At 68.6% G+C, this 15,211-nt stretch carries 12 protein-coding genes; 4 read left to right on the forward strand and 8 right to left on the reverse strand.

All coding sequences use genetic code 11. The annotated features are described in order from the left end of the window. Position 1: 1 nt before the first annotated feature. Both AC07OX_RS10375 and AC07OX_RS10380 read right to left on the reverse strand, forming a co-directional pair. Positions 2-433, reverse strand: a complete 432-nt coding sequence (locus tag AC07OX_RS10375) for a thiol-disulfide oxidoreductase DCC family protein (protein WP_495260425.1) — start codon at positions 431-433, stop codon at positions 2-4. A 69-nt stretch (positions 434-502) separates the two neighbouring features. Then, positions 503-1,105, reverse strand: coding sequence for a GbsR/MarR family transcriptional regulator (locus tag AC07OX_RS10380; protein WP_159277636.1), 603 nt, complete (start codon positions 1,103-1,105; stop codon positions 503-505). Between the two features lie 134 nt (positions 1,106-1,239). On the opposite strand from AC07OX_RS10380, the gene AC07OX_RS10385 reads away from it, so the two are divergent. Then, a complete protein-coding gene (locus tag AC07OX_RS10385) occupies positions 1,240-2,334 on the forward strand; it encodes a PA0069 family radical SAM protein (protein ID WP_495260424.1) in 1,095 nt (364 codons plus the stop codon). A 92-nt stretch (positions 2,335-2,426) separates the two neighbouring features. Here AC07OX_RS10385 and AC07OX_RS10390 read toward each other — a convergent pair whose 3' ends face one another. Next, positions 2,427-7,532, reverse strand: coding sequence for a DUF5801 repeats-in-toxin domain-containing protein (locus tag AC07OX_RS10390; protein WP_495260423.1), 5,106 nt, complete (start codon positions 7,530-7,532; stop codon positions 2,427-2,429). Positions 7,533-7,818: 286 nt separating this feature from the next. Here AC07OX_RS10390 and AC07OX_RS10395 point away from each other — a divergent pair, with 286 nt between their 5' ends. Both AC07OX_RS10395 and AC07OX_RS10400 read left to right on the forward strand, forming a co-directional pair. Beyond that, entirely contained in the window at positions 7,819-8,649 is an 831-nt protein-coding gene (locus AC07OX_RS10395; protein ID WP_495260422.1) for a helix-turn-helix transcriptional regulator, read from the forward strand. Between the two features lie 113 nt (positions 8,650-8,762). Then, a complete protein-coding gene (locus AC07OX_RS10400) occupies positions 8,763-9,272 on the forward strand; it encodes a gluconokinase (RefSeq protein ID WP_495260421.1) in 510 nt (169 codons plus the stop codon). Between the two features lie 143 nt (positions 9,273-9,415). On the opposite strand, the gene gnd is transcribed toward AC07OX_RS10400, so the two are convergent. Beyond that, complete coding sequence (gene gnd, locus AC07OX_RS10405) at positions 9,416-10,837, reverse strand: decarboxylating NADP(+)-dependent phosphogluconate dehydrogenase (RefSeq protein WP_495260420.1); 1,422 nt, start codon at positions 10,835-10,837, stop codon at positions 9,416-9,418. Between the two features lie 128 nt (positions 10,838-10,965). Here gnd and AC07OX_RS10410 point away from each other — a divergent pair, with 128 nt between their 5' ends. Then, entirely contained in the window at positions 10,966-11,964 is a 999-nt protein-coding gene (locus tag AC07OX_RS10410) for an AraC-like ligand-binding domain-containing protein (protein WP_487863378.1), read from the forward strand. Positions 11,965-11,971: 7 nt separating this feature from the next. Here AC07OX_RS10410 and AC07OX_RS10415 read toward each other — a convergent pair whose 3' ends face one another. The 4 genes from AC07OX_RS10415 to AC07OX_RS10430 are packed head-to-tail and all read right to left on the reverse strand — an operon-like array spanning position 11,972 to position 15,196. Next, entirely contained in the window at positions 11,972-12,757 is a 786-nt protein-coding gene (locus AC07OX_RS10415; protein WP_495260419.1) for an SDR family oxidoreductase, read from the reverse strand. Then, complete coding sequence (locus AC07OX_RS10420; RefSeq protein ID WP_495260418.1) at positions 12,754-13,347, reverse strand: cysteine hydrolase family protein; 594 nt, start codon at positions 13,345-13,347, stop codon at positions 12,754-12,756. The genes AC07OX_RS10415 and AC07OX_RS10420 overlap by 4 nt, the downstream gene beginning before the upstream one ends. Beyond that, the gene (locus AC07OX_RS10425) at positions 13,344-13,832 is read right to left on the reverse strand and encodes an aromatic-ring-hydroxylating dioxygenase subunit beta (RefSeq protein WP_369644073.1); all 489 of its coding nucleotides are present in this window, start codon (positions 13,830-13,832) and stop codon (positions 13,344-13,346) included. Before AC07OX_RS10425 ends, AC07OX_RS10420 begins: the two co-directional genes overlap by 4 nt. After that, complete coding sequence (locus tag AC07OX_RS10430; RefSeq protein ID WP_495260417.1) at positions 13,829-15,196, reverse strand: aromatic ring-hydroxylating dioxygenase subunit alpha; 1,368 nt, start codon at positions 15,194-15,196, stop codon at positions 13,829-13,831. The genes AC07OX_RS10425 and AC07OX_RS10430 overlap by 4 nt, the downstream gene beginning before the upstream one ends. Positions 15,197-15,211: the final 15 nt, after the last annotated feature.

The raw sequence follows: 15,211 nt of genomic DNA on the forward strand, positions 1-15,211 counted from the left end.
TCTAGAGCTTGCAGTGGTCGTCGGCGCATGTCGCTGGCGCGATCGCACCGTGCCCCGCGAGCCGCAGGACCAGCCAGCGCGGCAGCCGGTAGCGGTTGCGGGCCAGCACCGCGTAGGCGCGATCGGCCAGCCGGCCGACCACCGGCAGGTCGAGCACCGCGCCGCCGGCCGGCAGGCCCACCGCGGCGCGGCAGGCGCGGATCGCATCCACGCCCACGCGCAGTTGGCCTGCGGCATCGACCGCGTGCAGCGAACGCATCAGCGCCTCGCGCGGCGCCGGGCCGTTTGCGAAACCGATGGGCGAGCAGTCGACCAGGCGCAGTCGCTTTGCGCTGTCGCGCGCCTGCATGGCGCCCATCTCGGCCGTGCACAGCGGGCAGGTGGCGTCGAAATAGACCGTGAGCGGGTAGGTGGCGGGGGCGAAGCGGGTCATGGTGCTCTTGGTTCTCGATATTTCAGTCAAAACAGAAATAAAAAGGCAAAAAAAAGGCCGCGGCCTTTCTCAGATCATGGGCAGGCTGGCGTGGTGCGCGTCGGGGTCGTCGCCCTTGCCCGCGCCAGGAGGGGCGGGTGGCGGTGGGCTGTCGCCGCGCACGAACTTCTGCACGCTGGCGCCGAGCGTGAGCACCTTGTCGAGCGTGCCGGGCGACAGCCGCAGCATTTCGTCGGCCCAGGTGGCGAGCTTGGTCATGAGGTCCATGGTGGAGCGGATGCGATCCTGCGCATCGGGCGGCTCCTTCTGGAAATCGGGGCTGGAAACGATCTCGCGCAGCACGCGGATGGTGGGGTCGAACTCGCGCTCCTTGCGCTCGCGCACCACGGTGCGAAACAGCTCCCACACGTCGACGCTGGTCTCGAAGTAGTCGCGCCGGTCGCCCAGCGTGTGGGTGACGCGCACGAGGTTCCAGGCCTGCAGTTCCTTCAGGCTGTTGCTGACGTTGGAGCGGGCCACGCCCAGCGTTTCCGACAGCTCTTCGGCGTGCATCGGCTTGCCGTGCGCGAAGAGCAGGGCGTGGATCTGCGAGACCGTGCGGTTCACGCCCCACATGGAGCCCATCTCGCCCCAGTGCAGGACGAACTTGCGTTGAATGTCGGTGAGTTCCATGGCGTCGAGTTTAGGAATTCCTGAATTTCTGTCAAGACAGAAATAAAAAACTGTGCATGTCGAGATCAAAAGTGAAATACTGTATGAATAAACAGTTATTCGACTTGTTTCCTGTTTCCTCCCAAGGACTCGCCATGCCCGCCGCCCAGGTTCCCATCCACATCATCAAGGGCCGAGGCGCGGCCACGCGGCTCGCGCACCGGTTCTCCAAAGACGAACGCGACGCCTTCGACGACGGCTGGGGCACGCTGGAAGACGGCGAAGCCGAGGCCGCCGGGCTGCTGCCGCTGGCCACCGAGGTGCGCTTCGAGGACGTGAAGTCGGTGCTCAGCAGCAACGAGTCGCCCGACATCCCCTTCGATCGCTCGCTCAACCCGTACCGCGGCTGCGAGCACGGCTGCATCTACTGCTTTGCGCGGCCCACGCACAGCTACCTGAACCTGTCGCCCGGCCTCGACTTCGAGACCAAGCTCATCGCCAAGCGCAACCTCGTCGAGGTGCTGCGCGCCGAACTCGGGCGCAAGGGCTACCGCCCCAGCAACCTTGCGATCGGCACCGCCACCGACTGCTACCAGCCGATCGAGCGCGAGCTGCGGCTCACGCGCGGCGTGATCGAGCTGCTGAGCGAGGTGCGGCATCCATTCGCGCTGGTCACCAAGTCGAGCGCGGTCGAGCGCGACCTCGACCTGATCGCGCCCATGGCCGCCGACCGGCTCGCGGCCGTGTACGTCACGATCACCACGCTCGACGGCGAACTGGCGCGCAAGCTCGAGCCGCGCGCTGCCGCACCGCACCGGCGGCTGCGCACCATCCGCACCCTGGCCGAGGCCGGCGTGCCGGTGGGCGTGAGCGTGGCGCCGCAGATTCCGTTCATCACCGAAGACATGGAGCAGGTGCTCGAAGCCGCCTGGGAGGCCGGCGCGCGCAGCGCCTTCTACACGGTGGTGCGGCTGCCGTGGGAGGTGGCGCCGCTCTTCAAGGAATGGCTCGAGCTGCACTACCCACAGCGCGCCGATCGCGTGATGGCGCGCATCCACGAGATGCGCGGCGGCAAGGACTACGACGCCGACTTCGCCACGCGCATGAAGGGCGCCGGCCTGTGGGCCGACCTGATCCACCAGCGCTTCCAGAAGGCGACGCACCGGCTGGGCTTCAACCGCGAGCGGATCGCGCTGGACACCAGCGCGTTCCGCCCGCCCGGCGCGCAAGGGCAGGGCAGCCTGTTCTGAGTGCGAGCAACGCTGACGCGCCCCGGCCCGGACCGCTGCGGCTGACGAGGGCGGTCGGTAGGGCCGCCCTCGCTTCCACGCAATGCCTGGGCCTACATGAAGAAGTCGTCCAGCGGTGGCGGCGCCACGACACCCGCCAGTTGCACCTCGAAGTCGGCGGTGCCGTTGCCGTCGATATCGGCCTGCAGCGTCTGGGTGGCGACATCGAACCTCAGCTGTCCGGCCACGTTGGTGAACGCTGCATCGCCGAGGTAGCTGAAGGCATCGTCCGCGTTCGCGTTGCCCGAAATGGCGTCGATGCCCGACAGGTCGAGCGTGTCCGCACCGCTCATGAATCCGGAGACCACGTCCCGGTTCGCACCGGCCGCACTCTCGGCCACGGCATTGAAGTCGTAGATATCGTTGCCATCGCCCCCGATGAGCGTGTCCTTGCCCAGTCCGCCGGTCAGCGTGTCGTTGCCGCCGCCGCCGTTGAGCGTGTCGTTGCCCGCGCTGCCCTGGATCGCTTCGTTGTCCGCACCGCCGGTGAAGGCGGTGCCGCCGACGATGCCGACGTCCAGCACCTGCGTCGCGGTGGCGTCGCCGTCGGCGTCCTTGACCGCCAGCGAGAACTGCAGGTTGGCGTCGAGCTGGCCGCTGTTGAGGGTGACGAAGCCGATGTCCGAGATCTTGATGACGTCGTTGTCGGACGTGGCCGCTTCGGGGTTGGCCGTGCCGGGTGTTCCCGAGAATTCCTGCAGCGTGGTGCTGTTGCCGCCGGCCCCGGTCAGCGCATTGAGGTTGATGGCCGTGCCCGTCACGCCTTCAGTCGACACCAGCAGCTGTGCCCCTTCGATGACGTAGTTCTCGGTGCCGGTGTTGAAGTCGTTCGACTCGATGATGACCGCGCCGTCGTTGTTGTCCAGCGAGATGCTGTATGGGGCCGGAATGGTGCCGCCGGATTTGATGATGTCGGCGTTGTCGATGATGATGGCCTTCGTCGTGCGGCTGCCGTCGTCCGGGTCCACCAGCTTGAGCACGAGCACCAGGTCCTCGCTGCCGATGCCGTCGAACTTGAGGAACATGCCGGCGGCCTGCGTGGTCGGCGTCGCAGTCGTGAAGCCGAACGGGTTCGCGGCGAAGAAGTCGAGGTCCAGCACCTCGCCCTGCTGGATGGTGTCGCCCGCCACGCCGTTGGCCAGGTTGGACACACTCACCCACGTCCCTGCCTGCTTGAACAGCTCGCCGTTCACGAAGGCGGTTCCGTTGGCCGTGCCCAATGGGGCTGCCGGAGCGATCGCCTGGATGTTGTTGGCACCGGTGCCGCCGCCCGGCTCGCTGTAGCCGGTGAACTGCACGAAGAAGTTGCTGCTCAACTGGGCCACCGACACGTCGGGCTGCGTCTGGTCGACCGTCGATGTGCCCACCGTGTAGCCGGTGAAGCCCAGCGCCTGGCCGGTCGAGACGGTGTTGAAGCCCGCGATGGGCGCATTCAGCGTGAGCGAGTAGGTGCCGTTCACCTTGTCGAAGCTCAGCGTGCCGGTCGCGTTGGTGGTGGTGGCCGAGCCCGGGTCCGGCTTGTAGCTGAAACTCACGGCGAAGGAGGCGCCCGTCGCCGTCTCGGCAGACCAGGTCACCGTCGGGCTGGTGATCGCCGCATTGCCCACCGTGCCGGTCAGCGTGATCGCTGAAAAGTCGGAGTTGGAGACGCTGTAGCTCGACCGCGCGTCGGCGCCGATCTCGTAGTCGAAGGTGCCGGTGCCACCGGGCGACGGGTTGCTGGTGTTCGCGTAGATGAGGTCGGTGCGGGCCAGGATGGTCGGGCCGTCGTCCTCGAAGTTCAGGGCCTGGCCGATGTTGAGGAAGTCCGAGCCCGTGTTCTGGTCGCCGTCCTTGTCGGTGATGGTGTCGGTGCGGGTCAGCACGACCAGGTCGGCCGCAGAAAGCGTCTTCGAATCGTCCGGGTTGGTGGCGTCCGGATGCACGACGGCGCGCTGCTGGTCGAGCGTGACGAGGCCCGCGGCGTTCACGCTGACGGTGAAGACCAGCAATCCGCTGCCGGCCGTGCGCCCTTCGACCACGCCGCCGGCGGTGAGGGTCAACACCACGCTCTGGTTGCTGAGCGTGTCGACCAGGCCCGAGGCGACGCCCGCGCTCTTGACGCTCAGCGCGTAGGCGCTGGTGACCGTGCCTGCGCCGTCCGCGCCGTAGGTCGGCGTGCTGGTGAAGTTGTCGGCGAAGCTGGCCGACGCGTTGGTGGCCAGGATGGTTTCGTCCACCGTCAGTGGATCGGCGGCCGCCGTGTCGGCCACCGTGATGCTCGGCCCGTCATCCTCGAAGTTCAAGGCCTGGCCGATGTTCAGGAAGTCCGCGCCGGTGTTCTGGTCGCCGTCCTTGTCGGTGACGGTGTCGGTGCGCGTCAGCACGATCAAGTCGGCTGCGGCGAGCGTCTTCGAATCGTCCGGGTTGGTGGCGTCCGGGTGCACGACGGCGCGCAGCTGGTCGAGCGTGACGAGGCCCGCAGCGTCCACGCTGACGGTGAAGACCAGTGCGCCGCTGATGGCGGTACGCCCTTCGACCACGCCGGCGTTGACGGTCAGCACCACGCTCTGATTCGTCAGGGTGTCGACGAGGCCCGAGGCAACGCCCGCGCTCTTGACGCTGAGCGCGTAGGCGCTGCTGGTCGTGCCTGCGCCGTCCGCGCCATAGGTCGGCGTGCTGGAGAAGTTGTCGGCGAAGCTGGCCGACGCGTTGGTGGCCAGGGCGGTTTCGTCCACCGTCAACGTGTCGGGCGGCGCCGTGTCGGTGACCACGATGCTCGGGCCATCGTCCTCGAAGTTCAGGGCCTGGCCGATGTTGAGGAAGTCCGAGCCCGTGTTCTGGTCACCGTCCTTGTCGGTGATGGTGTCGGTGCGTGTCAGCACGACCAGGTCGGCCGCGGCCAGCGTCTTCGAGTCGTCCGGGTTGGTGGTGTCCGGATGCACGACGGCACGCAGCTGGTCGAGCGTGACGAGGCCCGCAGCGTCCACGCTGACGGTGAAGACCAGTGCGCCGCTGATGGCGGTACGCCCTTCGACCACGCCGGCGTTGACGGTCAGCACCACGCTCTGATTCGTCAGGGTGTCGACGAGGCCCGAGGCAACGCCCGCGCTCTTGACGCTGAGCGCGTAGGCGCTGCTGGTCGTGCCTGCGCCGTCCGCGCCATAGGTCGGCGTGCTGGAGAAGTTGTCGGCGAAGCTGGCCGATGCGTTGGTGGCCAGGGCGGTCTCGTCCACCGTCAATGCGTCGGGCGGCGCCGTGTCGGCGACCGCGATGCTCGGGCCGTCGTCCTCGAAGTTCAGGGCCTGGCCGATGTTGAGGAAGTCCGAACCCGTGTTCGGGTCGCCGTCCCTGTCGGTGATGGTGTCGGTGCGCGTCAGCACGATCAGGTCGGCCGCGGCCAGCGTCTTCGAATCGTCCGGGTTGGCGGCGTTCGGGTGCACGACGGCACGTACCTGGTCGAGCGTGACCGTGCCGGCGGCGTTGACGCTCACCGTGAAGACGATGTCGCCCGTGGCGGCCGCCGCGGCGTCCGTGCCCTGGCGTCCCTCGACGACGCCCGAAGCATTGAGGAACAGGAACACGCTGTTGCCGGTGGCCACGTCGTCCAGCCCGGAGTCCGCGCCGCTGGTCTTCAGGCTCAGCGCGTAGGCGCTGGTGACCGTGCCTGCGCCGTCCGCACCGTAGCTCGGCGTGCTGGAGAAGTTGTCGGCGAAGCTGGCCGATGCGTTGGTGGCCAGGGCACTCTCGTCCACCGTCAATGCGTCAGGGGGCGCCGTATCGGCCACCGCGATGCTCGGGCCGTCGTCCTCGAAGATCATCTGCGAGCCGATCTGCGCCGTGGCGGTGGACGACCTCAGCAGCCGGAAGCCGCCGATGTCGAAGTCCGCGTGCGTGTTGCCCGAGGCATTGAGGGCCGCCCCGTTCTCGATGAGCACGCGGTTGTGGTCCGCCGACGTCGTGTACTCGATCGATTGGCCGGCCACGACGCCGGTGATGGTCGCGACGCCGCCGGTGATGCTGATGGCAAGGCTCGAACTCAGTCCGCCTTCGGCACCGGCCGAGAAGGTTTCGAGCACGGCCCCGGTGACGGAATTGAGCACGCGCACGCTGGTGATCGCCACCGTCGCGTCGCCTGCATAGCCGTCGATGAAACTGTTGCCGGACTCCGCCGCCGTGCTGAAGGCCGAGATCTTGACCTGGGCACTCTTGCCGCTTTGCAGCTGCACCACGTCGAAGTCGGCGGTCCTCGCGCCGAACATGCCGGTGAAGTCGATGTTCGACTCCAGGTCGGCCTCGTTCTGGTCCTGGTTCGGAATGGTGACGTCCGCCCGGGCGCCCGTCACGAACGTGAAGCGGATGCCTTCCTGCTCGGTGATCATCTGGCTGTTGGTGCCGAACGTGGTCGGCCCGCCCGCCTTGCTGGTGTTGATCGTGTCGCCGGTCGAGATGTTGATGTCGTCGGCGGTGCTGTTGGGATTGGCCCCGGACTGGTTGGCCGGGTCCTTGCCGGTCGCGATGATCGACACGTTGGAGATCCGGCCATCGACGATGGTCGGACTGCCGGTCGTGAACATCAGGAACAGGTTCTGGCCGGAGGGCGCGTCGGCGAGGTTGAACTCCGTGTCCTGGCTGACGCTGACGAAGACCTTGTCCGTCAGGTCGATCGGATCGTCGGCGTTGGCCGCGTCGGGGTTCGACATCGCTTCGTACTGGACGGTCCAGATCTTGGCGCCGTTCACCGGGCTGCCCGTCTCTTCCAGGTAGGCGGCGAACACGACGACATTGAGGGCGGTCTTTCCGTAGACGACGTTGTTGTTGGTCGCGTCGGTGTACAGGAAGATGTCTTCGCCGTCGGCCGTATTGAGGCCGCTGTCCAGGCCATTGAGCGGCGCGCCGTTCGCGTCCGTGAAGGACATGTCGGTGACCGTGCCCGTCACGCTGAACGTGAAGGCGTTGGTGCCGGTGTTGCTCCCGTTGTAGCCACTCAGCGCCGCGTTGATGGCGGTGCCGACGCCTTGGGCCGCCAGGCGGGTGCTGAAGGCGGTGGGCAGCGAACTTGCGGAGATGTCATTGTCGTTACTGTCGCCGGCAGCAGCGGGAGTAGCGGCAAGGTTCTGCAAATTGGCGGATTCATCCAGGGTGACGGTCGAGCCGGCCGTCAGGTTGAGCGCAGCCATGGGAACTCCTTGGTTGAAAAGATGCGCCGACTGGAATCAGTGCTCCCGATTGACCTGCATGCACTGGCGATCAACCACGTTCACATATCAGCAGAAAGGGATGCTGAACCGCCGGGCTGCGCCCTGTCCATAGGATAAAAGTTGTCACCCACTGGGTGATGTGCCGCGCCGATCGCGCGCCCTTACCCTTTGATACCTTGCGAGGTCGGCAGACCTGTTGGTGCAAATTTGTGATCTTTATCATTAAGCTCCGGCTGCCTCCCAATAGGCACCTCGGAGGGAAACCATGGAACAAGTCCCACTGCCGTCTGCTGGGCTGGAACCTGCGTGGAACGCAGACCCGCTGCCGTTCATGCAGGGCTTGCGTCCCCTGTCGCCATTCACGCCCTCCGCACCAGCCGCGCCAGCTGCGCTGTTGGCATTTCAGCCGGCGTTCCCCGACCTCCCTTGCCCTGCGGCCGATCTCCGCGTGCCGGTGCTTGTCGCCACCGGCCCCAGCCGTGCATCACCGCGGTTCGGGCAAGGCCTGCTGGCCTCGCGGCAGCGGGCCGGGCGGATGTACGAGGTCGCGTGCGTGCAGGTGAACAGCCTCTTCGAGCTGGAAGCCCGCTGCCGGCAGCAGGCGCCTCGCCTGCTGCTGGTGGACATCGCGCTGATGGCGCCGGAGAGCGTCTCCAGCCTGGACGGTCTGCGCCGCCGCTTTCCCGCCACCGACTGGCTCCTCGGCTGGGAGGCGCCGTCCCCGCAGGGCCTGGATGCCGCGCTCCGCAGCCAGGCGCGCGGCAGCGTCGAGTGGGCCGCGAGCGCCGAGCAGCTTGCGCAATCGCTGGACGCCGTGCTGGCGGGTACCCTGGGCTTTCCGGGGCCGGTGGTGCAGGCGCTGTACCTGTGCGTGCTGCGCGCGAAGGCCAGCGGCGGGCGGTCGGCGTCCGGCGGCACCACGCCGGCCCTCCGGCTGACTGCACGAGAAGACGAGGTGCTGTCGCTCATGCACCGGGACATGACCAACAAGCAGATCGCCGAGCGGCTCGGCATCAGTGTCAACACGGTCAAGAAGCACCTCGCGCACGTGTTCGCGAAGCAGGGGCCGCACAGCCGGCGCTGGCACTTGGCCTGATCCGTGGCAGGCACCGGCTTTGCGCCCACCCGGGCGCCGACGCGGTAGATTCGTGACCGCGCGTGCCGGCTCCGGCACGTGCCTGTCCGCTTCAACAAAGGTCAAGGGTGCGCATGAACAGGGTCTGGCTCGTGGTGATGGGGGTTTCGGGCTGCGGCAAGTCCAGCGTGGGCGCGGCGCTGGCCACGGCGCTCGGGCTGCCGCTGATCGAGGGCGACGACCACCATCCGCCCGCCAACGTTGACAAGATGAGCCGCGGCATCGCGCTCACCGACGCCGACCGCGCCGGCTGGCTGGCCACGCTGGGCCGCGCCCTGGCCGACGCGCCGCAGGGCGCCGTGATGACCTGCTCCGCGCTCAAGCGCAGCTACCGCGACCAGTTGCGCGCCGCCGCGCCGGGCCTGCGCTTCGTGTTCATGCAGATCGACCGCGCCGAGGCCGAGCGCCGCGTGGCCGCGCGCGCGGGCGCTGGCTTGCACATGTTCCCGGCCAGCCTCGTGGCCAACCAGTTCGCCACGCTCGAATCGCCGGTGGGCGAGGCCGGCGTGCTGGCGGTGGATGCGACGGCGCCGCTGGCGCAGTCGGTCGGCGTGGTGCGCGACTGGCTGGCCGACGCCGGCTGAGTCGCATCACCTGAAGAGGCGGCGAGCGGGCATTCACCAGAAACACCGCGGAACCGGCTTTGCCGGGCCGCTGGTGTTGCCCCCGGTAGGGGGTTGGCGAAGCGACACGAAGTGCGCGAAGCCTGGGGGCGAGCCCAATTTATTTATTCGATGACTTCGGGCCAGTCGGTGTGGAAGAACTGGCCTTCGGGTTTGTCGATCCGCTCGTACGTATGGGCCCCGAAGAAATCGCGCTGCGCCTGCAGCAGGTTCGCGCTCAGGCGCGCCGTGCGGTAGCTGTCGTAGTAGGCCAGCGAGGCGCTGAAGGCCGGCACCGGAATGCCGTTGCTCACGGCCAGCGCCACCACCTCGCGCCAGTTCTGCTGCGTGCGGTTCAGCAGGTTTTGAAAGAACGGATCGAGCATCAGGTTGCCCAGCGCCGGGTCGCGGCGGAAGGCGTCGGTGATGCGGTTCAAAAAGCGCGCGCGGATGATGCAGCCGCCGCGCCAGATCGAGGCGATGCCACCCAGGTCGAGCGGCCAGCCTTTCTTCTCGCCCATGGTCTGGATCAGGTCGAAGCCCTGCGTGTAGCTGATGACCTTCGAGGCGTAGAGCGCGTCGTGCACCTTGGCCACCAACGCCTTTTTTTCCAGCGACAGTGCGATCTTCGGCCCCTGCAGCAGCTGGCTGGCCGCCACGCGCTGCTTCTTCTGCGACGACAGCACGCGCGCCTCGACGGCGGCGTTGATGGTGCTGATGACCACCGCGTTCTCGGCCGCGTTCAGCAGCGTCCACTGGCCCGTGCCTTTCTGGCCGGCCTTGTCCAGGATGAGGTCGACCACCGGCTGGCCGGTTTCGGGGTCTTTCTGTTCGAGCGCCTTGGCGGTGATCTGGATCAGGTAGCTCTGCAGCTCGCCCTCGTTCCATTCGTTGAAGATCGCGGCCATCTCGTCGGTCGTGAAGCCGGCCGCCTTGAACAGGCTGTAGGCCTCGCAGATCAGCTGCATGTCGCCGTACTCGATGCCGTTGTGCACCATCTTCACGTAGTGCCCCGCGCCGCCCGGGCCGATGTGGATCACGCAGGGCTCGCCGTCCACCTTGGCCGCGATGCTCTCGAAGATCGGCTTCATCACCTCCCAGGTCGACGCCGGGCCGCCCGGCATGATCGACGGCCCCTTGCGCGCGCCTTCCTCGCCGCCCGACACGCCCGCGCCGATGAAGCGCAGGCCCTTGGCTCCAAGGTAGGCGTCGCGCCGTTCCGTGTCGGTGTACAGGCTGTTGCCGCCGTCGATGACGATGTCATCTTTGTCGAGCAGCGGAATGAGCTGCTCGATCACCTGGTCGACCGGCGCACCGGCCTTCACCATGATCTGGATCTTGCGGGGCTTGGCCAGGCTCTGGACGAACTCCTCGAGCGTCTTCGCGCCCACCAGCTGCTTGTCGGGGTTGGCGGCGAGGAAGGCCTCGGTGGTGGCCTCGGTGCGGTTGTAGACGCTGACCTGGAAGCCGCGGCTTTCCACGTTCAGCACCAGGTTCTGTCCCATCACGGCCAGGCCGATCAATCCGAAATCGCTTTGCTTGCTCATGTGTGCCGGGCCCTTCGTGCGTGTGCGGTGGATGAAGCGGGCCATTGTGCCGGGCACCCGCGCGCCGCGGCGTCGGAGGGCGTCTATACCCGCTTGGCAAACGGGCCCGGGCTGGCTATGTTGGCGGGATGACTTCCGCCGCCATGCCCGCAGCCCCTGCTGCGATCCACACCTGGTCGACCGACACCGTGCCGCCGCCGCAGCGGCTGGACTACTGGATCGGCGCGGTCTGCGAAGGCTTTCTCGAGATGGACGTGACCAGCCCGCTGGCCGGCCGCTTCGGCGCTTCGCTCGAATCCGCGCCGCTCGGGCCGCTGCACGTGAACCGGGTGCGCGGCAGCGCGCAGGACGTGTACCGCACGCGCCGCGCCATCGCCCACAGCCGCCACAACTTCTACTACCTGCTGTGCAAGGCCGACTCGCCCTGGGTCGCGGTGCAGGAAGAGCGCTCGGCGCGCCTGCTGCCCGGCGACGCGGTGCTGGTCGATTCGCGGCGCTGCTACGCCTTCCACCTGCAGCAGTCGGCCGACACGGTGTCGATCGAGCTGCCGACGGCGTGGGTCGAGTCGTGGCTGCCCGACGCCGGCGACCACGTGGCGCGCCGCATCGACGGCCACAGCGGCTGGGGCGCGGCGCTCAGCGGCTTCGCGCAGGCGCTGTCGCCCGAGGTGGCCCTGCGGCCGCCGCTGCCGGCGGCGCTGCTGGCCGACCAGCTCGGCGGTCTGCTGGCCCTGGCGCTTGGCCCGACCGGCGGCGCGGCCATGCCCGACCCGTGCGGCCGCGCCGCCTTGCGCCAGCGCGTGCTCGATGCCACGCGCGAGCGCCATGCCGAGCCGGGCCTCACGGCCGCGGCCGTGGCGCAGGGGCTCGGCATCTCGGAGCGCAGCCTGCACCGCTGCCTGGCCGAAGGCGGCGGGGCAGGGCACAGCGCCACCACCTTCGCCAACGCACTGGCCGCCTGCCGCATGCAGGTGGCACAGCGCATGCTGGCCGATGCGCGCTTCGACCGCCTGAGCGTGGCGCAGATCGGCCTGCGCGTCGGGCTGGCCGACGCCTCGCATTTCGTGCGCCTGTGCCGCCGCCACCTGGGCGGCACGCCGGGCGCGCTGCGGCAGTCGCGCGGCTGAACGGCGGCTACGCCCCGAACCAGTCGCGCGCCGAGCGGCCCTGGTCGGGCCCCAGCATCGAGAAGCCGCCGTCGACCGGGATGTCCGCGCCGGTGACGAAGCGCGCTGCGTCCGAGCACAGGAACAGCACCACCTGTGCCACGTCGTCGCCGTCGCCCACGCGGCCCAGCGGGTGCATCGGCGCGCCGACGCGGTCGGCGCGTGCGCGGTCGCCGTCCGTCATGCGCGACAGCGCGTCCGACCAGGTCCAGCCCGGCGACACCGAGTTCACCCGCACGCCCCGCGGCGCCAGCGTGGCGGCCTGGTTGCGCGTGAGCTGCAGGATGGCGGCCTTGGCCGCCGGGTACAGCGCCCGGCCCGCCGCGCCGAACTTGCCGCCGACGCTGCCCATGTTCACGATGGCGCCGCCGTGTGCGGCCAGCGCGTCGGCGGTCTTTTGCACGAGCATCGCGCCGGAGACGAGGTTGACGTTCAGCGCGCCCAGCCAGTCGGCGCGCGCGGCATCCAAGCCTGCATCGCCGTAGACCACGGCGTTGTTGATGAGAAAGTCGATGCGGCCTTCGGTGCGCAGCGTGCCGGCCACGAGCGCATCGAGCGCGTCGTCCGAGGCGATGTCGCAGGCGACGAAACGGCAGCCCGCGCCCACATCGGCCGCCAGTGCGGCGCCGCGCGCCGTGTCGATGTCGACCGCCACCACGCGCGCACCGGCCTGCACGAAGGCGCGCACGATGGCGCTGCCCAGCAGCGCGGCGGCGCCGGTCACGATCGCGACCTTGCCTTGCAGCGGGGTCATGCGCGGCCTCCCATCTGCGCGACGGCATCGTCCACGCGCACCACGTCCGCGAGCATCGCCAGGGTTTCGAGGCTGGCCGCCTGCAGGTGCGCCTGCGCGGTGCTACAGGCGTCGGCGACCACCGCCACGTCGTAGCCCAGGTCGCTCGCATGGCGCGCGCCGTGCTCGACGACGTGGTTGGTCGCGATCCCGGCCACATAGAGGCGGCTGGCGCCGGTGGCGCGCACCGCCTCTTCGAGCCCGCTGGCCCAGAAGGGGTTGTTGCGCTTGTGGGTGACGACGGCCTCGCCCGGCCGCGGCGCGAGCTCGTCGTAGAAGCCCGCGCCCCAGCTGCCTTCCTGCACCGCGCCGCTCTCGGCCACGCGGCGGAACAGCGTGCAGTTGCGCAGGCAGTCTGCGTAGTCCGGCGCGAAGGCGATGCGCACGAAGATCACCGGCACGCCGTTCGCGCGCGCCCCGGCGATGAGCCGCGCGGCCGAGGCGATGAGGCGTGGGCGCGCCGGGTCGCCGGCGGCCACGCCCACGCGCACCTTGCCGTCGACGTGCAGCACGTCGTTCTGGTAGTGCATCGCCAGCAGCGCGGCCTTCACAGGAACACCTGCAGGGCTTCGTGGGGCGCGTCGCAGTTGACGAGGTCGACGCGCTTGGTCTGGATGCGCCAGCCGTCGTCGGCGCGGCGCAGCGTGTGCAGCACGCTGCCGCCGAAGGTGCGCTGTTCGGTCTTGCGCCACTCCAGCAGCAGGAAGGTCGAGCGCACGGTGCAGCCCGCATCGTCGTCCCGAGACTCGAGCGCGATGTTGCCCAGCACGTGCACGGTGCGCGTGGGCGGCTGCTGCGAGTAGGCGCGGGCTTGCTCGAGCCGCCGCGCGCGCATCGAGCGCAGCAGGGCGTCTTCGCAGAACAGCGAGGCGTGGTTCAGGTGGTCGGCCTGGCCGTGCACCAGCGGCACCCAGTACAGGCCGTCGGGCGTGAAGAGCTTCTGCCATTCGTCCCAGCGGTGCTCGTCGAGCAGGCGGGCCTCGTGGTGCAGGAACTGCGCGAGGTCCTGCTGTTCGTTCCAGTCGCGGAAGTTCATTCGGCGCTCCCGGTGTGTTCGTTCGTCTTTGCACCCGTGTCGACGCCCATGTACCCGGCCCACGCCGCGAACATGTTGCGCGAGGGCATCTCGCTGTTGCCGTTGGACGCGCGCCCGCCCGGCAGCGGCTGGTCGCGCCCGGCGGCGCGGTGCATGCTGACCCAGTCGCCGCCGTCCGAGCCCAGGCCTTCCTGCACGCGGTTGTAGGCTTCCAGGTCGTCGGGCATCACGTTCGACGAGGGCGAGTTGACGATGTTGGTGTACTTGAGCGTGCGCTGGAAGGTGGCCTCCGGCGCACCCTTGAGCCGGAAGCTGAAGATCTCGACCAGCGTGCGGTCCACCGACAGCGGTCGGATCACGCGGATCTGCTGGAAGGAGGTGTGCGGCGAGCAGCTCGGGTACACGATGGTGTTGTGCCGGTTCACGCGCAGGATCGCGTCGGCCTCTTCGGCGCCCTTCGCGGCTTCGAGCGAGGCCACGTAGGCCAGGCTCACCGGGTCGGTGGGCGGCACGAAGATGCCTTCCATGAAGCCGTGGCCGTGGTCGTAGCCCTTGAGCTCCAGCTTCTCCCAGAACTCCAGCGGCTCGCCGTTGCCGTCGACGATCACCACCTCGAAGGGCTTGGGCGTGCCGGCGGGCATGGCCTCGTGCTCTTCCTTGGCCGCGCGCCACGACGACTCGTGCGTGGCCACGGCGTGGATGGTGTCGTGCAGGTTCTCGAAGAAGATCTTCCAGTTGTTGCGCTGGATCACACGCTGAACGCCACCGGCCACTTCCACTTCGCCTTCGGGGGCGCGGTCGCAGAAGTTGTCGAGCGACGTGGCCACGCCGCCCAGGAACTCCTTCAGCTCGGGCCCGTCTTCCGACAGGCTGGCGAACACGAAGCCGCGGTGCGTGGCCACGCGCGCCACCTTGCGCACGCCGTACTGCGGGTCTTTCAGGTCGAGCGCGGTGCATTCGTAGCCGCTGCGCAGCGGCACCGACAGCAGGCTGCCGTCGCACTTGAAGGTCCAGCCGTGGTACAGGCAGCGCAGGAACTTGCCGGCGCTGCCGCTGCCGTCGGGCACGAGCTTGGCGCCCTTGTGCGGGCAGCGGTTGAACATCACGTGCACCTGGCCGTCGGTGTGCCGCACCATCACCACGGGCTCGCGGCCCAGGCGGGTGGTGAAGTAGTCGCCGGGCTTGGGCACCTGGCTTTCGTGGCCGATGTAGATCCAGGCCTGGCCGAACACGCGGTCCATTTCCAGCTCGAAGATGGCGGGGTCGGTGTAGACGCGCTTGTGCACGCGGTCGGGCTGCACGAGCGACTGGATGTCGATCGGGTTTGTCGCCGCCATGGGGATGATGGGGATCACGGAATTCATCGGGTGGGTCTCCTG

The organism is Variovorax sp. GW821-FHT09D07 (assembly GCF_059416345.1).